The organism is Aquisediminimonas profunda, assembly GCF_019443285.1.
GTDB classification, from domain to species: domain Bacteria; phylum Pseudomonadota; class Alphaproteobacteria; order Sphingomonadales; family Sphingomonadaceae; genus Aquisediminimonas; species Aquisediminimonas profunda.
In genome coordinates, this window is record NZ_CP080327.1 from 2064954 (window position 1) to 2082327 (window position 17374).

16 protein-coding genes and 1 tRNA gene are annotated in these 17374 nt (G+C 56.6%); 10 read left to right on the forward strand and 7 right to left on the reverse strand.

Annotation, left to right across the window (positions count from 1 at the left end):
• The first annotated feature begins 7 nt into the window (after positions 1-7).
• From K0O24_RS10305 to K0O24_RS10315, 3 genes are all read left to right on the forward strand, one after another.
• Entirely contained in the window at positions 8-694 is a 687-nt protein-coding gene (locus tag K0O24_RS10305; protein ID WP_219892675.1) for a Crp/Fnr family transcriptional regulator, read from the forward strand.
• Positions 695-798: 104 nt separating this feature from the next.
• Entirely contained in the window at positions 799-987 is a 189-nt protein-coding gene (locus K0O24_RS10310) for a hypothetical protein (protein WP_219892676.1), read from the forward strand.
• Between the two features lie 29 nt (positions 988-1016).
• Complete coding sequence (locus K0O24_RS10315) at positions 1017-1445, forward strand: ester cyclase (RefSeq protein WP_219895585.1); 429 nt, start codon at positions 1017-1019, stop codon at positions 1443-1445.
• Between the two features lie 132 nt (positions 1446-1577).
• Here the strand turns inward: K0O24_RS10315 and K0O24_RS10320 are convergent, their stop codons facing one another.
• Together K0O24_RS10320 and K0O24_RS10325 are read right to left on the reverse strand one after the other, a co-directional pair.
• Positions 1578-2378 carry a LytR/AlgR family response regulator transcription factor gene (locus tag K0O24_RS10320; protein WP_219892677.1) on the reverse strand — a complete coding sequence of 267 codons (801 nt, stop codon included), beginning with the start codon at positions 2376-2378 and terminating at the stop codon, positions 1578-1580.
• The gene (locus tag K0O24_RS10325) at positions 2375-3460 is read right to left on the reverse strand and encodes a sensor histidine kinase (protein WP_219892678.1); all 1086 of its coding nucleotides are present in this window, start codon (positions 3458-3460) and stop codon (positions 2375-2377) included. Before K0O24_RS10325 ends, K0O24_RS10320 begins: the two co-directional genes overlap by 4 nt.
• A gap of 85 nt (positions 3461-3545) precedes the next feature.
• Here K0O24_RS10325 and K0O24_RS10330 point away from each other — a divergent pair, with 85 nt between their 5' ends.
• On the forward strand, positions 3546-4139 hold the full coding sequence (locus K0O24_RS10330; protein ID WP_219892679.1) for an HD domain-containing protein: 594 nt from the start codon (positions 3546-3548) through the stop codon (positions 4137-4139).
• A 56-nt stretch (positions 4140-4195) separates the two neighbouring features.
• On the opposite strand, the gene K0O24_RS10335 is transcribed toward K0O24_RS10330, so the two are convergent.
• A complete protein-coding gene (locus tag K0O24_RS10335) occupies positions 4196-5245 on the reverse strand; it encodes a helix-turn-helix transcriptional regulator (RefSeq protein ID WP_219892680.1) in 1050 nt (349 codons plus the stop codon).
• An 82-nt stretch (positions 5246-5327) separates the two neighbouring features.
• Between K0O24_RS10335 and cysD the strand changes: the two genes are divergently transcribed.
• From cysD to K0O24_RS10350, 3 genes are read left to right on the forward strand one after another with little or no spacing between them, the layout of a single operon-like run.
• Complete coding sequence (cysD, locus tag K0O24_RS10340) at positions 5328-6242, forward strand: sulfate adenylyltransferase subunit CysD (RefSeq protein ID WP_219892681.1); 915 nt, start codon at positions 5328-5330, stop codon at positions 6240-6242.
• Positions 6242-8149 (forward strand): sulfate adenylyltransferase subunit CysN, encoded by a 1908-nt coding sequence (gene cysN, locus K0O24_RS10345; protein WP_219892682.1) that lies wholly within the window; start codon positions 6242-6244, stop codon positions 8147-8149. Before cysD ends, cysN begins: the two co-directional genes overlap by 1 nt.
• Before the next feature lie 10 nt (positions 8150-8159).
• A complete protein-coding gene (locus tag K0O24_RS10350; protein ID WP_219892683.1) occupies positions 8160-8888 on the forward strand; it encodes a 3'(2'),5'-bisphosphate nucleotidase CysQ in 729 nt (242 codons plus the stop codon).
• A 33-nt stretch (positions 8889-8921) separates the two neighbouring features.
• On the opposite strand, the gene K0O24_RS10355 is transcribed toward K0O24_RS10350, so the two are convergent.
• Positions 8922-8996, reverse strand: a tRNA-Glu gene (locus tag K0O24_RS10355).
• Between the two features lie 234 nt (positions 8997-9230).
• The gene (locus K0O24_RS10360; protein ID WP_219892684.1) at positions 9231-10601 is read right to left on the reverse strand and encodes a class II 3-deoxy-7-phosphoheptulonate synthase; all 1371 of its coding nucleotides are present in this window, start codon (positions 10599-10601) and stop codon (positions 9231-9233) included.
• 334 nt (positions 10602-10935) lie between these two features.
• Here K0O24_RS10360 and K0O24_RS10365 point away from each other — a divergent pair, with 334 nt between their 5' ends.
• A complete protein-coding gene (locus K0O24_RS10365) occupies positions 10936-12174 on the forward strand; it encodes a DUF1996 domain-containing protein (RefSeq protein WP_219892685.1) in 1239 nt (412 codons plus the stop codon).
• A gap of 51 nt (positions 12175-12225) precedes the next feature.
• Here the strand turns inward: K0O24_RS10365 and K0O24_RS10370 are convergent, their stop codons facing one another.
• Positions 12226-13659, reverse strand: a complete 1434-nt coding sequence (locus K0O24_RS10370) for an 8'-apo-carotenoid 13,14-cleaving dioxygenase (RefSeq protein ID WP_219892686.1) — start codon at positions 13657-13659, stop codon at positions 12226-12228.
• A 51-nt stretch (positions 13660-13710) separates the two neighbouring features.
• On the opposite strand from K0O24_RS10370, the gene K0O24_RS10375 reads away from it, so the two are divergent.
• On the forward strand, positions 13711-14316 hold the full coding sequence (locus K0O24_RS10375; RefSeq protein WP_219892687.1) for a TetR/AcrR family transcriptional regulator: 606 nt from the start codon (positions 13711-13713) through the stop codon (positions 14314-14316).
• A gap of 41 nt (positions 14317-14357) precedes the next feature.
• Positions 14358-15407, forward strand: coding sequence for a DUF3667 domain-containing protein (locus K0O24_RS10380; protein ID WP_219892688.1), 1050 nt, complete (start codon positions 14358-14360; stop codon positions 15405-15407).
• A gap of 17 nt (positions 15408-15424) precedes the next feature.
• On the opposite strand, the gene ftsH is transcribed toward K0O24_RS10380, so the two are convergent.
• Positions 15425-17371 carry an ATP-dependent zinc metalloprotease FtsH gene (ftsH, locus tag K0O24_RS10385; protein ID WP_219892689.1) on the reverse strand — a complete coding sequence of 649 codons (1947 nt, stop codon included), beginning with the start codon at positions 17369-17371 and terminating at the stop codon, positions 15425-15427.
• Positions 17372-17374: the final 3 nt, after the last annotated feature.

Below are 17374 nucleotides of genomic sequence, written 5' to 3' on the forward strand. Positions count from 1 at the left end.
GGGGACAATGAACGCGTCCGAACTTGCAGCAATCCTGCCGCAGGGCTCGCTTTTTTCAGCCTGCCGCGCTGATGAATTGGCGGATCTTCTTGCCCTTTCAAGCCGCCATGACATGAAAAAGGGCCAGACACTGTTGTTACAGGGCGATCCTGGTGATCAGGTCCTCATCCTCCTTTCCGGACATGCCAAGGTGACGATGGTTGCCATGAATGGCCGCGAAATAACGTTGGACTACGCCGACGCTGGAGCGCTTCTTGGAGAAATCGCAGTGCTGGATGGTGGAGAGCGGTCAGCCTCCGTTATTGCGCTCTCCTCGGGGAGCTATCTGAGGCTGACGCGAGCCGCGTTTGAAGCCTTTATAGAGCGCCAACCGGGCGTCGCCTGGCGTCTATTGAAGGAATTGGCGCGTCGTCTCCGGCAGACGAACAGCACGGTGGAAAGTGATCGTGCGTTCTCGTCGGGCCCAAGGCTGGCCCGCTTCCTTCAACGCTTGATGCTCTCCGAGACGGCTACCGGGCGACTCCGGCTTGATTTGAGCCAGGCGGAACTCGGGGCCTTTGCCGGAATGAGCCGCGAGAATATCAATCGCCAGCTATCAGCCTGGGCCGATGCAGGCATCATTGCGCTCGAGCATGGGCAAATTCGGGTGAAGGACAGCAGCTTTCTGGCGGAAATAGCCGCCTCGTCGGAATAGTTGCGCGGCCTACCAATTTCTCAAGACCGCTCGCCGCTTCATCATTGACAGTGAGGGGGGCAGCATTGTTAGGCTGTCATTATTCAGAACAGGACACAGTGTTCATGACCGAAGACAACAAGATCGCTCCCTCGACAAACGACGACGAATCCCGACGCAAAGCCAATATGGTGAAGGCCGGCATTGGCATTGGGATTGGTTCGGCAGCAATCGTCGCGGCTCTTCTTTATTCAAACAGCGCTCGCCGTAAGAAGGATGATACGAAGGTAAAGAGAGAAGAGACTGAAGATTAGCCTGCACTGGAGAATTGGACGTGGATAAGATGGCGATTCGGAAGCAGCTTCTAAGTCGCTTTCTCGACGAAGTTTGGTCCAACGGAATGGTCGCGGCATGTGATCGTTATATTGCTGACGAATACACGATTCTTCACGATCCTGGCGACCCTTGGGAAGGAAGATGCCTCAGCCGCGAAGAGTTCAAGGAGAGGGTCACCCTTTCGCGCGCGCCGTTTCCTGACCAGCGGTTTGACGTTCAAACCCTGGTGGGTCAGGGCAATGCGGTGGCGACAAGTTGGCTGTGGACGGCAACTCATCAGGGGGATCTTCCCGGCTATCCCGCGACTGGCCTACCCGTTCAAATGTCCGGAGCCACGATTTACTCCTTTGACGATGACGACCTGATCTGCGGTCATTGGCAAATCAGCGATCGCCTGAGCGTCTTTCAACAACTCCAGCGGAATGCGGCTGGTTAGAGATTTGCGCTGATCAAGCGCAGGCCGCACGCAATATCGCCAGAATCTGGAACTTCCACTCGCTCAGAACTTCCGCATCGCAAACGCAAAAGGCAGTTCAAATTCACGTCAGTTTCCAGAATCGTCTGAACCTTAATGCACGAACCGCGCAACCACGTCCCTGTAGCTTCTGCTGACCTTTACCTGGGCGCCTGATTCAAGCACCAAGAAACATTCACCATTGGTGTGTGGCTTGACCTGTTTCACAAGGTCGAGGTTGACGATTGTTGAGCGGTGAACGCGCTGGAATTTGCGCGGGTCCAAGCGCTTTTCAAGGTCCTTCATCGTTTCGCGCAAGATGAGCGTGTCGCCCCCTGTGTAGATACACATATAGTCGCCTGCAGCGTCGATGCGTTCGATGCTGTCCACTTCGACGCGGAAAATCTGACCCTGATCCTTGATGTTGATCATCTTCTCATATCGGTTCGCCGAGTGCGTATCGGTTGAATCGACAAGTTCCTCGTGCGCTTCTGGCGCATGCTCAGCGAGGACTTCCTTCAGGCGTTCGACCTCTTCGACGCCGCGCTTTTCGGCGAGCCGCTGGCGAACGCGCTCCATTGTGTCGGCGAGCCGCTCCTGTTCGACAGGCTTCATCAGATAGTCCGTGGCCTGTGCCTCGAAGGCGCGGATCGCATGATCCGAGTAGGCCGTCACAAACACAAAAAGCGGCGGCTCCACTTCCATGAGGCCGGAAACGACCGAAAATCCGTCAAATCCCGGCATCTGGATATCAAGGAATACAAGGTCAGGCTTGTGTGTCTTGATCGCACGGATGGCTTCCCGGCCATTGAGACACGTGTCGATCACTTCAACGTCGGGGTGTGCTTCAAGCCGCAATTGCAGGCCCTGGATTGCCAGCTTCTCATCATCAACAAGGATTGTGCGGATGCTCATGCTGTTTCCTGTTCGCGGTAAGGTATATCGATCGTCACTGAAAATCCTCCGCCCGCCGGGCTGCCAAAATCAATGCGCTGATCCTCGCCATAGGCTTGTGCCAACCGGTCGCGAATATTCGCAAGTCCCACCCCTGTAGATGCACTTGGGCGCTGGACTGCGCCATTCAACCCGCTCCCTGTATCGGATACGGTAATCTGCACGCGATCTCCGATCAGTCGTGCTGCGACGCTTATGTCTGCGCCCTCTTCCTGAGGTGTTACAGCATATTTGATTGCATTTTCAACAAGTGGTTGCAGCAACAGCGAAGGCAAACGAGCCTTGGCCGCTGCGCCGTCGATTTCGAAATTGGGTCGCAACCTGTCTTCAAACCGCATCTTTTCGATTTCTAGATAGAGTTTCAATGTCTCTACCTCTTGCGCGAGCGTTACCTGTGCGGTCGGCTCATAAACCAGCGTATAACGCAAGAACGAAGAAAGTCGCGAAAGCATGGCATTGGCGCGTTCTGTCTGCTTCAGCAAAACGAGCGTTGATATCGAGTTCAGGGTGTTGAAAAGGAAATGCGGATTGAGCTGATAGCGCAACATTGCGAGCTGTGCAGACGTTGCCTGGCTCTCAAGCGCTGCGAGCTGGTCGGTCTGCCTTTCCACGATGATGTAGAAGTTGATGCCGTAATAAAGCGCGGACCAGGCCCCCAGCAAAAGCGTATTGATCGTCACGGAACCAAGAAACAGGGAGCCGTTGAAGCCAGCGCCTTCGCGGTTCATCATGTTGAACATCCAGGCGTCGATTGCCGAATAGGCTGCCACCGCGAGCATCACGATGATCAGGGATCCGCCCCAGGTCACAATCGGTCGGCGGCTGATCAATGACCTGAAGATCGCCCCCATGACAAGGGTGATCGAATAGCCGGTCGCGGCGGAAACCAGCACCGGGATAACGAACGACAGGCTGACGCCATTGCCGACGCCCGACGCCATGCGGAGCATCAGGTAGAAGGTCCAACCTGCCGATTGAAGCATCCAGAACGCGCGGTTCTTGTCATCAAAAAAAGGTTGGGAGCGCAGCCCTGGTATATCCATTGGTCTGTCCTAACCCAAATCGACGACGGATTGAAGCCGCGCCTGTCGCGCGTTAAGATCATCCGGACGAAGAGGAGAAATCGAGATGGCCGAAGGCGCAAGCGCAACATTCCACGACATGAGCAAAAGCACGCAGGAAGACTGGGATATCATCATGTCACACCTGACTCCGCATTCGCGCTCGGGCGGGCGGCGCGTTCTGGACCATCTCAAACTTCTCAATGGTGACTTTGGCGGCTTCGCCATCGACCGGTTGCAACATTGCCTTCAGACAGCAACGCGGGCCCATCGCGACGGGCGGAGCGAAGACTATGTCGTGATGGCACTTCTGCACGATATTGGCGACACGCTCGGTGCCTATAACCACCCCGATATTGCGGCTGCGATCATAAAGCCTTTCGTATCTGAGGAACTCCGCTGGATCACCGAGCATCACGGGATTTTCCAGGGTTACAATTTCTTCCAGTATCTTGGGCTTGATCGTAACATGCGAGATAAATTCCGCGGTCACGAATACTATCAGGCGACTGCGGAATTTATCGAGAAGTATGATTGTCCGGCTTTCGATCCAAACTACGATACAGCCCCGCTGGAATTTTTCGAACCAATGGTCATGCGGCTGTTCGAATTTCCCAAGAACAGCATCTACAAGAAGGAAAAGGTTGCTGAAGCTGCCTGATGCAAGCCAATGCGAAGCGGGGCGGTCAGTGACCGGCACTTGAGCCGGGGTTGAAGTCAGGGCAAGCGCGAGAGTATGCCTCGTACAAGGTCGGTTTGCCCATGTGTGCCGGTTTTGGCGAAGATTCGCTTGCTATAGTTCCTCGCGGTTTCGACGGACAGGCCGAGACTTTTTCCAGCTTTTGTCAGGCTGTCGCCTGTTGCCAGTCTAGCTGCCAAAGCTGCTTCCCTCGGCGTCAGTCCAAAAGTTGCGGCGATGACGGGCTCGATTGATGCTGCGTCGAGACTTTGCGGTGTCCTGTAGCTCGCAACGGCTGCTGCGGACGAGGAGAAGGGCAGGGCGCAACCGGCTAGGCGTCGCACAACAAATGGCCTTCCCGATTTTGGCGCGGGCACGACGGCAACTGCCTTTTCCGACCAGGACCGCAACTCGGCACAAGCCGCAGAAAGTTGCAGGTCGCGATCCTGCGCTGTTGACTTTTCGCTCTCCCAGGAGGGATCGCAGGCAATGAGGCCGCCCTGGCCATCCAGTATGGCCTGCCCGATGCCAAGTCGCGCAAGCGAGGCTTCTGCGACGTCCATTCTTGCCTTCAGAGCTCCGGTCATGAAGAGATTCTGCGCGGCTATCCTGATAGCTGGCACCAATGCTGCGAGAAGCGCACTATCTGCGGCCTGAAATGCCTCGCGCTCGTGCAGCAATGTGATCCAGACACTATCTTTCTGCGATGTGGAGATGCGAAGCAGGCGGGCATCTCCTATCCGGGCTTCTTTTAATCGCTCGCCAGCGTCCTTTGAACCCGCCGTTTCAACAGTGTCCCTGAGCTCGTCCAATACATAGACTCTATTGGATCGAAAACCTGTTGCAGCGAGAAGCGTCAATGCAGCGTCTTCGTCAGCTAACCCGCTCGCGGCCTCTGACCCACGCGCAACAACCCGCCGGTGAACTGAAGGGTGATCGCTGACAATGGATGGAGCAATCGTCAATCGAACGCGCTGAGCTTGGGTGCGTGCCATGAGCCGTTGCAGGAAGGTTTCCCATAGCGGCGCTTCAAACAGCCCCTCAAAGAGCGGGAGCACAAGTTCAGTTTGGCCAAAATGAGAATTCATCGACTTACCCCTCCCATATGGGTCTACTGCAAATCTGACCGGTCAGGCAACGGCTATTCGTCCTTTGATCTGTGGAGCCGAAATGACTCGCATTTTGACGCATCTTGAGCGGCTTGAAGCCGAAAGCATTCATATCATGCGTGAGGTGGTCGCGGAGGCCGAAAAACCGGTCATGCTCTATAGTGTCGGCAAGGATTCGGCCGTGATGCTGCATCTTGCGCGCAAGGCTTTCTATCCGAGCCCGCCGCCCTTTCCACTCCTTCATGTCGATACGACGTGGAAGTTCAAAGACATGTATGCCCTGCGAGAGAAATCAGCGCAGGATGCTGGAATGGAATTGCTCGTCTGGCAGAATCCCGAGGCAAAGGAGCGGGGAATCAATCCGTTCGAGCACGGACCCTTGCATACAGACATGTGGAAAACGGAAGGGCTGAAGCAGGCGCTCGATCATTACGGCTTTGACGCTGCCTTTGGCGGCGCGCGGCGCGATGAGGAAAAAAGCCGCGCTAAGGAGCGGATCTTCTCGTTCCGCACGGCAACACATGGCTGGGACCCGAAGAATCAGCGGCCAGAACTCTGGAACATCTACAACGCGCGAAAGGCCAAGGGGGAGAGTATCAGGGTCTTTCCGATCTCCAATTGGACCGAACTCGATATCTGGCAATATATTCATTTGAACAACATTCCGATTGTCCCGCTCTACTTCAGCGCGCCTCGCCCGACCTATGTCTGGGACGGTCAATTGTTCATGGCTGACGATCTGGAGCGGGTTGAGAAGGTCCTGGGTCGCAAGCTCGAAACCGATATCCGCTCTGTTCGCTTCCGCACCCTTGGCTGTTTCCCGCTTACCGGTGCCGTTGAGAGCGATGCCCGGACGCTTCCTGAAGTGATCCAGGAAATGTTGCTCACCACCACATCGGAACGGCAAGGTCGCGTGATCGACAAGGATGGCGGCGATGCGTCGATGGAGAAGAAGAAGCAGGAGGGATATTTCTGATGTCTGGGGATATCTACAAGGCTGAAGCCCTGATTGCCGAGGATATTGACGCCTATCTGGAAGCCCATCAGCACAAGAGCCTGTTGCGTTTCATCACATGCGGCAGCGTGGACGACGGCAAGTCGACATTGATCGGGCGTCTGCTCTACGACTCAAAGATGATCTTCGAGGACCAGCTCGAAGCCCTTCAGGCAGATTCCAAAAGGGTCGGCACGCAGGGGCAGGAGATTGACTTCGCGTTGCTCGTGGATGGCCTTGCAGCAGAGCGCGAACAGGGCATCACCATTGATGTCGCCTATCGCTTTTTCGCGACCGAAAAGCGCAAGTTCATCGTCGCCGACTGCCCGGGCCACGAACAATACACGCGCAACATGTTCACCGGGTCATCGACGGCCGACCTTGCCGTTATCCTGATCGACGCGCGCAAGGGTGTTCTCGTCCAGACGCGGCGGCATTCTTATCTGTGCAACCTCATCGGCATCAAGAATATCGTTCTGGCCGTCAACAAGATGGATCTGATCGATTATGATCAGGCGAAATACGAAGCCATTGTGCGGGACTATGCGACCTTTGCCGCCGAAATAGGCATCAAGGATTTTACCGCCATGCCCATTTCGGGCTTCAAGGGCGACAATATCACAACGAACAGTGCCAACACGCCATGGTATACCGGCAAGCCACTTATCGAGCATCTCGAAACGGTCGAGCTCGACAACACAGCGGACCAGACCAAGCCCTTTCGCTTGCCTGTGCAATGGGTCAATCGGCCAAACCTCGACTTCCGGGGTTTCTCCGGGCTGATCGCAACCGGCTCAGTCAAGCCGGGGGATGCGATCCGGGTCCTGCCATCGGGCAAGACCTCCACCGTGACCAAGATCGTCACGCTAGACGGCGAACTGGAAGAAGCGGTGGCGGGACAATCGGTCACAGTATGCTTTGCGGACGAGGTCGATTGCTCGCGTGGAAACGTGATTTCTACTGCAGACGCACCGCCGGAAGTGTCGGATCAGTTCGAGGCAACCCTTGTCTGGATGGATGACGACGCGCTGATTGTCGGGCGGTCTTATTGGCTGAAACTGGGTACACAGATGGTCTCCGCTACCGTCCAGCAGCCAAAGTATACCGTCAATGTCAACACGATGGAGCATCTTGCGGCCAAGACGCTCGAACTGAATGCCATCGGCGTAGCCGAGCTCGCAACCGACAAGCCGATTGTGTTCGAGCCCTATGTCCAGAGCCGGACGCTTGGTGGTTTCATTCTGATCGACAAGATCAGCAACCGAACCGTCGGTGCGGGTATGCTGCATTTCTCCCTGCGCCGCGCACAGAACGTCCACTGGCAGGCAACGGACATTGGTCGCGAAGAGCATGCGAACCTCAAGAACCAGAAGCCGCGGGTCCTTTGGTTCACTGGCCTCTCGGGGTCAGGCAAGTCGACAATTGCCAACGAAGTGGAAAAGCAGCTCAACCTGATGAACCGCCATACGTTTCTGCTTGATGGCGATAATGTCCGTCATGGGCTCAACAAGGATCTCGGGTTTACGGAAGCTGATCGCATCGAGAATATCCGCCGCGTCGGTGAAGTTGCCAAGTTGATGACTGATGCCGGCCTTATTGTCTTGACCGCGTTTATCTCTCCGTTCCGTGCAGAACGGGATATGGTGCGCGCAATGCTGCCTGAAGGCGAGTTCATAGAAATATTCGTCGATACGCCGCTCGAAGTCGCGGAAGCCAGAGACGTCAAGGGTCTTTACAAGAAGGCGCGGTCTGGAGCTCTCAAGAATTTCACGGGCATCGACAGCCCATATGAAGCGCCGATCAACCCGGAAATCCGCGTGAACACGGTCGAAATGACTCCTGTCGAGGCGGCCGAACATATCATTCGCGCAATTCTGCCGTTGAAATGAGGAAGACGCCATGAACGACGCCGAACTCGCTGCGCATCTGGCCGAAGTGGCTGGTCGCCTCCTGATCGAGATGCGGGCGAGCGGCGTTTTGAGCCAGAAGGCCCTCGGCAATGCGGGCGATGCGGCGGCCAATCAATTCCTGGTTCATGCCCTGCGCGAACAGCGCCCGGACGATGGGCTCCTCTCCGAGGAAGAGAAGGACAATGACGTACGCTTGGCCAAATCGCGCGTCTGGATCATCGACCCGATCGATGGAACACGCGAATTTGGAGAGTCTCGGTCGGATTGGGCTGTCCATGTCGCCTTGGCAATTGACGGAGTGCCGGCGATCGGTGCTGTGGCCTTGCCCGGGCTCGATCTTGTCCTGCGCAGCGACCAGCCCGGACCACTGCCAGAAGCCGCTAAAACGCCCCGCATGGTGGTCAGTCGGACGCGGCCTGCCGCCGAAGCGGTAACTGTATCCGAAAAGATCGGCGCTGAACTCATTCCAATGGGCAGCGCTGGTGCAAAAGCCATGGCAATCGTGCGCGGAGAAGCTGAAATCTACCTCCATACTGGCGGACAATATGAATGGGACAGTTGCGCTCCCGCAGCTGTTGCTGCTGCCCACGGCCTCCACGTCAGCCGGGTTGATGGCTCGCCGCTGATCTACAACCAGCGCAATACCTATATGCCTGACCTGCTCATATGCAGGCGGGAATGGGCAGACAGGGTCCTGTCTCTGGTCGCGGTGGTTTGACGGTCGCCATCTGCACGGAGCAATGCCCAAAACTGGTGACCCCTACGGGAATCGAACCCGTGTTTCAGCCGTGAGAGGGCCGCGTCCTAACCGCTAGACGAAGGGGCCTATGAAGCGGGCAGGGCTTATGCCGCGCCGGGTCAGCCGTCAAGGTCGGGTGATCGCGCGCCAGTGCCACATAATCAAGCGAACCTGTTTCTCAGGTTGTAACCTGCGTAGCGCCCCGCTCGAATTCCAGACGTGGCCCGCTTGTCATCATGGGCCATCGGGCGGCGGATTCATCCCCCCGTGACCGCCGCCCGCCTCAATCATGCTTGCAGTGGCTTGGCCAAGGGATGCTTATCAGGCTGCCGCTTTGCGGTCCGACATTTCCTGATTGAGCATCTCTGCCAACAGGAAGGCCAGTTCAAGTGACTGGCCGGCATTCAGACGCGGATCGCAATGGGTATGGTAACGGTCCGACAGACTCTGCTCAGACACATCCATCGCGCCACCCGTGCATTCCGTGACGTTCTGCCCCGTCATTTCGATATGAATTCCACCACCGTGCGTTCCCTCGGCCCGGTGAACGGCGAAGAAGCCGCGCACTTCAGCAAGGATACGATCAAATGGCCGGGTCTTGTAACCGTTGGCGGCCTTCACAACGTTGCCATGCATCGGATCGCAGGACCAGACGACGGGTTGGCCTTCTGCCTTGACAGCCCGAATTATTGCAGGGAGGTGTGCCTCGATCTTGTCATGGCCGTAGCGCGTGATGAGCGTCATCCGACCTGGGACCCGCTTGGGATTGAGGGTGTCCAGCATCCGCAGCAGTGCATCTGGCGCAAGGCTCGGGCCGCACTTCATACCAATCGGATTGCCGATGCCACGCAAGAACTCGACATGTGCCGAACCTTCGAAACGCGTCCGGTCTCCGATCCAGAGCATATGAGCAGAAGTGTCATACCATTGGCCGGTCAAGGAGTCCTGACGGGTTAATGCTTGCTCGTAAGGCAAAAGCAATGCTTCATGACTGGTATAGAAATCGGTCCCTTTGAGCTGAGGCACGGTTTCCGGGTTGATCCCGCACGCTTCCATAAAATCCAGCGCTTCGCCAATTCGGTCAGCAACGTCCTTGAACTTCTTTGTCCAGGGAGAGCGGCCCATGAAATCATGTGTCCAAGCGTGGACCTGCAAGAGATTGGCATAACCGCCCCCGGCAAAGGCACGCAGAAGGTTGAGTGTCGACGCGGCCTGGGAATAGGCTTTGATCATCCGCTCCGGATCAGGAGTGCGGCCAGCCTCCTCAAAGGCAATATCGTTGACGATATCGCCACGATAGGAGGGCAGGGAGACGCCGTCTATTTCCTCGAAATCGGCAGAGCGCGGCTTGGCAAACTGGCCGGCCATCCTGCCGAGCTTTACAGTCGGCAGCTTGGACGCGAAGGTCAGCACGACAGCCATCTGAAGCAGGACACGGAATGTATCGCGAATATTGTTCGGATGAAATTCCGCAAATGACTCAGCGCAATCGCCGCCCTGAAGCAAAAAGGCCTTGCCCTCGACGACTTTGGCAAGGTCAGCAGTCAGATTTCGCGCTTCGCCGGCGAACACCAACGGGGGATAATTTCCCAGGGTTGCAGTAGCCCGGTCCAGCGCCGCCGGATCGGGGTATGCTGGCAGCTGCCGTGCTTCGCACTGCTTCCAGCTCTCGGGGGTCCAATTCTGCTTCATAGCCGGTGGCCCTTGGGGAAATTTGTTCCAAAAGGCAAGGATTTCGAGACTGCAATGCTCAGCGCTAGGGCATAACGTTTCGAGCAACCATTTTCATATTTCGGCACTCGCCGCGTCAAAATTTTGACAAGTCTGCATTATTACCTTGGGGCATAAGAGATCCACGCCATTGGTCTTTTGCCCGCAGAATTTCCCCGAAATTGGCAGAATTACAGCGATTCTAGCCGAAATGGTTGACGATCCGGAAACCATCAAAGTCCCGATGCAATTAGGGACTGCTTAATTTTTTTCCCGCAGGTTCATCCAAACATTTGACACATGGGTAGCTGTGATCATGAACAAAGCAAAATTGAAAATCGGGTCGTCAAAACGTGCGGCTGCAGTGGTCATTGCCTTGGCAATTGTATCCGGAACAATCGTGAGCGAGGCGCGAAAGCGGCGGGTTGTCTTCACCCCACCTCCTGCACCCGCCGTGGAGCCGGCTCCAGCGCCTGCTCCAGCACCTGCTCCCGCACCTGCTCCCGCACCTGCACCTGCTCCCGCACCGACAGGATCTTACGATCCGATGACGGTTCAGCTTTCCGACATCCCAAGCAATTTCGATGTGAATTCGGAGCTGGTGGCGGCCTGGGGTACAGGGGCGATCCCGCCGAGTGCCCTGCCTGATGTGGTGGGGGCATTCCGCTTCATCTGCAACGCGAGCCATTTGTCCTATGACGATCCGATCGTCTATCCGGGCCAGCCCGGCAAGTCGCACCTGCATCAGTATTTCGGAAATACGCTGGCGAACGCGAACTCGACCTATACGAGCTTGCGGACCACCGGCAGTTCCACCTGCAACAGTCCGCTCAACCGTTCGGCCTATTGGATGCCGGCGATGATGAATGACAAGGGCCAGGTCATCAAACCCGACTATGTCAGTGTTTATTACAAGCGCAGGCCCAAGACCGACCCCTTGTGCGCCAAGATCGGTGTCGCCTGCGTCGATCTGCCGCGCGGACTGCGCTTCGTGTTCGGCTACAACATGCTCAACACGACCGACAAGCCAACGGGCGCCGGCTATTTCAACTGTGACGGGACCGGAGCCATTCCCGGTCACTACAAGGACCTGCCCACGGCACAGGCGAACTGCCCTGTCACGGCAAAGATAGGGGCTGTCATATCCGCCCCTGAATGCTGGGACGGCAAGAACCTCGACAGCGCCGATCACCGCAGCCACGTCGCCTATTCGGCTTACATCGGGCAATCCTATGCCCAGTGCCCGTCAACCCATCCCTATGTCATACCAACTTTCACAATGGGGGTATGGTACAGTCAGGGAACGGCTGTAGAACCGTGGCACCTGTCATCCGACGTCATGGCCGATGGGACAATGATGACCCCCGGCACGACCTTCCATGCCGACTGGTTCGGTGCTTGGGACAGCACAGTTATGAACATGTGGTCCAGCAATTGCGTGGACCTGCTGCTCAACTGTTCTGGCGGTGATTTGGGCAACGGGAAGCAACTGAAAATGTATTCCGGCTTCAGCTGGACTGCCAGCCCACGTCTCGTAACCCCGCCGGGCGCCTGAGCCACGACCGCGATTGAAGCCAGATCGGCCTCAATCGCGGCCCGCCTTTATTCAGACAGCGACCCAATTGCCGTGGAAACCCGGCGGTATGCGGTGCGGAATGTGAACAATCGCTTGTGGCGCACCCGCAAAGTCCGACGCATTGAGGATAACGAAATCCGTCGTGTCGCTCTCTACATTCACGACATAGCCCATCAACCAGCCATCGTCCTCAGCAACGGCGTCGGCCTTGGGCACGAAGACGAATTCTCCTGGCACGTGATTGGCACCGAAATCATGTGTTTCTCGGGTGCCGGCAACTAGGTCGTGCTTGTATAGCATCGTGTTCGAGAGGAAACTGGGGTCTCCGCCCCTTGGCAAGGCCATAGCGTAGGCAAAGCGATATGGCTTCCCAATCAAAGTTTCATTCGGCCGTGGAAATTCCTGGCTGTCCGGATCAATCACGGAACGCTGTACCTGACGTTTGACCGGATCGATTGTCCAGCGCTCAAATGGCGTGTGCTGCGAATCCGGCCCGTGAGCATCAGTCGCAAACATGTTTGTATGCGCGCACACATCGAGCAGAACTTGCCCGGCTTCCGTTTCATAGGCGTTGCAGGGGTGGAAGACATAGGCAGGCTCCACATCGCACCAGATCGTGTCTTCGCCTCTGCCTTCTCTTGGCAGCAATCCGACGCGTGCCTTGTGCTCGGGGTTCCAACGATAAGGAAAATTGTGCCCGGCAAGCAGTGTCTTCATCGAGAAGGTGACGGGCAAGTCGAGGATGATGACGTAGTTCTTCGTAATCATGCAGTCGTGAATCGATGGACCATCCGTAACGGATATGGGTTCTTCACGGCGGACCTTGCCCGTGCGATCAACAACGACATGCCGGATGGTGCTCTGGTCGGTCGCTTCGTAGCAAATGGCATGCATCTCGCCGGTTTCGGGATCGAGATGGGGATGCGCCGAAAAACTTCCCTTGAGCGTGCCGCCAAAAGGGTCGTGCGCAATCGTGTTCAACTCTTCGTCGATGCGTACCGGATATCCGCCGGCTTCCACAATTGCCCAAGTGGAAGCGGCGTGGCCAAGCACGTTCGTGTTGACAGTGTCAAAACCATTGCGTGGCCCTGGTGCCGGTGCTTCGCCCAAAGCTTCGCTGACTGCCGTCGAACGCACCCAGCGATTGCGATACCAAAGCGCCTTGCCGTCTTTCAGCCGGACGCCATGGACCATCCCGTCGCCCGTAAACCAATGATAGGCGGCGGGGTTCGGTGGTGTAACGGGGTTCGGCCCAATTCGAATATAGCGCCCGTCCAGCTCCGCCGGAATGCTGCCCGAAACCTGAAGGTCCGTGATTGTGCGCTCGTCTGCCATTGGCGCATGAATGCCGACAAGGAAGGGATTTTCTCCATCTTCTCGTAACCGACCGCGGTTGAACTCAGCAATCTTCTCGACGCCCTTGCTGACTGTCTTCCTGATCAGCGTCTCGACCGCGCTTGCCATGGACTTGCTCCTCTTGCTTGAAAAAGACTCGAATATGTTTACACTGGCAACATGATCGACAATGATAACAGTGTCAACATGGAAATTGAAAGGAGCCGCTATCACCACGGTGACTTGCGCGCCGCGCTGATTGCGGAGGGATTGCGCCTCTTGACCATAGGTGATGTCGAACATTTGAGCCTGCGCGAAATTGCGCGCAATGTCGGCGTAAGCCCCACAGCTGTTTATCGCCATTTTCCCGACAAGCAGGCGTTGCTCGCAGCGCTCGCCATGGAAGGCGGTTCTCAACTTGCCCGGCGCCAGAGAGATGCGCAGGCAGCGGCGGGCGGCGGGCGCGCCGGCTTTGATGAGACGGGTCGGGTATATGTGCGGTTCGCGCTGGAAAATCCCGCCTTGTTTCGCTTGATGACTGCACAGTCTCGCGACGGAAAGGACGCTTTTCCAGGGGAAGAACGAGGAGGACTCGGCCTGCTCCGGCGCAATATCGCGGCTTTGGCTGCTCCGGGCACAAGTGAAGAAATACAACGCGCCGATTTTGTTCGGTCCTGGGCCATAGTCCACGGACTTGCGATGCTCATGCTTGACGGTCAGGTCCCGCACGATGAAGGGCTCATCGAACGCGTTGTGGCTACAGCAAACGCCCCCGGCACCGCCTGAACCGGGTTCACAGCGGTTTGGCGTGATGGCATAGTGTCTTAATGGCGGGGGGAATCGAAGCAGCCGGAGATCTTGTGACGGGGGGCCTCATCGCACGTGCGATCGAGCCTGAAGCAGGCGAACACGGCGGGGAAGGGCAGGCCCATTGCCTTAATTGTGGCGCTCAGGTCATAAGCAGGCACTGCCATGATTGCGGACAATCTGTCCGGGTTCATCGCACGCTTACTGCCTTCTGGCATGATTTTACCCATTCGATCCTGCATTTCGAAGGCAAAATCTGGCGGACACTGCCGCTTCTATTTTTCAGGCCAGGTCAGTTGACCCGCCGCTATGTGCACGGGGAGCGTGCTCGCTTTGTGTCACCTTTGGCGCTCTTCCTGTTCTCGGTCTTCCTGATGTTTGCAACATTCAGCTGGGTCGGCATGCCGATTGGCTCTGGTCCAGCCGGTACGAATAGCGTCCGCCTGGACAAGGCTGCCTTGTCGGCCGAACTGGCCAAAACGAAATCAAAACTGGCCTCGCTCGAAAAGGTTGGAGCTCCCAAGGTAGAAATTGCAAGGGCGCGCGAAGATGCCAGGAATCTTGAAGCTGCGGTCAAGCTGGCGGCTGGAGCCAGCCTGAGCGATCTTGAACTCGTCAAGGGCGATATTGATCTGGGAATTCCCGAACTTGATGCAGCCTTGAAGCATGCTGTCGAAAATCCTGCTCTATTGCTCTACAAAATGCAATCGAACGCCTACAAGTTTAGCTGGGCGCTTATCCCCATTTCGATCCCGTTTGTATGGCTGCTGTTCGCGTTTCGACGCCAGTTCAAACCTTACGATCATGCCATTTTCGTGACCTATTCTCTCTCGTTCATGAGCCTTTTTCTTGTTCTGCTTTCTGTGCTCGGGCGGCTAGGCCCGCTTGCGGCTTGGCGTGTGCCTCTGATCTTTTTGGCACCGCCCGCCCACATGTTCTTCCAGCTTAGGGGGGCTTATCAGATCGGCTTGTTTGCGGCATTCTGGCGCACGATGGCACTGCTCATAATCGCATTTTTTGTACTGATCGTGTTTGGAATAATATTGCTCGCTTTGGGGGTAACAGGCTAGCCACCCCCTTTACGGTATCAGGCGCCCTGAGTTGCAGCACCCCCAATGCCCCGTTTCCGAGTTTTGGGAATTGATGAGCCACCAGCCTTCAAAGCCTTGGGTTGGTTATGATCGATACCGCTGCGATCCGGCGGCGTGCCGTCCTTCAGCAGCGCATTGATCTCGTCACCGGTCAGCGTTTCATACTCGAGGAGTGCATTCGCCAGCGTGTGAAGTTGCTTGATATTCTTTTTCAGGATCTTGGTCGCCTGAGCATGCCCGCCTTCGACGAGGGCGCGGATTTCGCTGTCGATGAGTTGAGCCGTCTCGTTGGACATGTTGTGCCGCTGGGTCTGCGAGTACCCGAGGAAGGTTTCGCCTTGCTGCTCTTCGTATTGCAGCGGACCCATCTTGTCAGACATGCCCCACTGAGTGACCATTGAGCGCGCAAGACCGGTTGCCATCTGGATATCCCCAGAGGCGCCAGAGGAAACCTTGTCGTAACCGAAGATCAGTTCCTCAGCGACGCGCCCGCCCATCGCGATCGAGAGATTGGCGTACATCTTGTCGCGATGATAGGAATAGGTGTCACGTTCCGGCAAACGGACCACCATACCCAATGCGCGACCGCGCGGGATGATCGTTGCCTTGTGGATCGGATCCGATGCAGGCTCATGGAAGGTAACGAGCGCGTGTCCCGCTTCGTGATAGGCCGTCATGCGCTTCTCATCGTCGGTCATGACAAGAGACTTCCATTCGGTGCCCATCATGACCTTGTCCTTGGCGGCCTCGAACTGCGCCATGGACACAAGTCGCTTGCCAAGCCGTGCGGCGAGCAAGGCGGCCTCGTTCACCAGATTGGCAAGGTCTGCGCCCGAGAAGCCGGGTGTGCCGCGCGCAATTGTTCGCGCATCGACGTCAGGCGCCAAAGGAACCTTTTTCATGTGAACCTGAAGAATCTTTTCGCGGCCCTCAATATCTGGATGGGGCACGACAATCTGGCGATCGAAACGTCCCGGGCGGAGCAGGGCAGGGTCAAGCACGTCAGGTCGGTTCGTCGCGGCGATGATGATGATGCCTTCATTGGCCTCAAAACCGTCCATCTCAACCAGAAGCTGGTTGAGCGTCTGTTCGCGCTCATCATTGCCGTTGCCAAGGCCTGCGCCGCGGTGACGGCCTACCGCGTCAATTTCGTCGATGAAAACAATACAAGGAGCAGATTTCTTGGCTTGGTCAAACATGTCGCGGACGCGGCTGGCACCGACACCGACGAACATTTCGACAAAGTCTGAGCCCGAAATCGTGAAGAATGGCACATTGGCCTCGCCAGCGATGGCGCGCGCCAGCAGGGTCTTGCCTGTGCCGGGAGAGCCGACCAGCAGTGCACCCTTGGGGATCTTGCCGCCAAGCTTGGAAAATTTGGAAGGATCTTTCAGGAAGTCAACAATCTCCTGCAGTTCCTCACGCGCTTCATCAATGCCAGCGACGTCGTCAAATGTCACCCGGCCCTGCTTTTCGGTCAGCATACGAGCTCGTGACTTGCCGAAACCCATGGCGCCCGATCCGGCGCCTTTCTGCATCTGGCGCATGATGAAAAAGCCGACGCCCAGGATCAGGATGAATGGCAAGGCCTGATAGAGCATGACCATCCAGACGCTTGGCCCTTCTTCCGGGCGCGCGGAAAAACGAACGTTTCGACGCTCAAGCCGATCGATCAGCCCCGGATCGTTCACGGCATAGACGTGAAAGGCATCCCCATTGCTCATCTTGCCGGAAATGACATCGCCGGCCTGCACAACTTCCTTTACGGAACCTTCGTCCACCTTGGAGATGAATTCGGAATAGGCAATTGCATCGGATTTCGCACCGCGCGACCGCGTATCAAAGACCGAAACGAACACCCCGATCAGGAGCAAGATGCCTGCCCAGATCAGCAGACTCTTCATCATCGGGTTAATGCCCTGAGGTTCCTTATCGTCGTTCATCGC

Coding starts and splice junctions, on each gene's coding strand:
- K0O24_RS10370 (WP_219892686.1), bottom strand. CDS start 13,659: ATGGCAAGCGCGGTCGAGACGCTGATCAGGAAGACAGTCAGCAAGGGC.
- K0O24_RS10315 (WP_219895585.1), top strand. CDS start 1,017: ATGGCGATTCGGAAGCAGCTTCTAAGTCGCTTTCTCGACGAAGTTTGG.
- ftsH (WP_219892689.1), bottom strand. CDS start 17,371: ATGAACGACGATAAGGAACCTCAGGGCATTAACCCGATGATGAAGAGT.
- K0O24_RS10305 (WP_219892675.1), top strand. CDS start 8: ATGAACGCGTCCGAACTTGCAGCAATCCTGCCGCAGGGCTCGCTTTTT.
- cysD (WP_219892681.1), top strand. CDS start 5,328: ATGACTCGCATTTTGACGCATCTTGAGCGGCTTGAAGCCGAAAGCATT.
- cysN (WP_219892682.1), top strand. CDS start 6,242: ATGTCTGGGGATATCTACAAGGCTGAAGCCCTGATTGCCGAGGATATT.
- K0O24_RS10325 (WP_219892678.1), bottom strand. CDS start 3,460: ATGGATATACCAGGGCTGCGCTCCCAACCTTTTTTTGATGACAAGAAC.
- K0O24_RS10380 (WP_219892688.1), top strand. CDS start 14,358: ATGGCGGGGGGAATCGAAGCAGCCGGAGATCTTGTGACGGGGGGCCTC.
- K0O24_RS10360 (WP_219892684.1), bottom strand. CDS start 10,601: ATGAAGCAGAATTGGACCCCCGAGAGCTGGAAGCAGTGCGAAGCACGG.
- K0O24_RS10330 (WP_219892679.1), top strand. CDS start 3,546: ATGGCCGAAGGCGCAAGCGCAACATTCCACGACATGAGCAAAAGCACG.
- K0O24_RS10335 (WP_219892680.1), bottom strand. CDS start 5,245: ATGAATTCTCATTTTGGCCAAACTGAACTTGTGCTCCCGCTCTTTGAG.
- K0O24_RS10310 (WP_219892676.1), top strand. CDS start 799: ATGACCGAAGACAACAAGATCGCTCCCTCGACAAACGACGACGAATCC.
- K0O24_RS10375 (WP_219892687.1), top strand. CDS start 13,711: ATGATCGACAATGATAACAGTGTCAACATGGAAATTGAAAGGAGCCGC.
- K0O24_RS10320 (WP_219892677.1), bottom strand. CDS start 2,378: ATGAGCATCCGCACAATCCTTGTTGATGATGAGAAGCTGGCAATCCAG.
- K0O24_RS10365 (WP_219892685.1), top strand. CDS start 10,936: ATGAACAAAGCAAAATTGAAAATCGGGTCGTCAAAACGTGCGGCTGCA.
- K0O24_RS10350 (WP_219892683.1), top strand. CDS start 8,160: ATGAACGACGCCGAACTCGCTGCGCATCTGGCCGAAGTGGCTGGTCGC.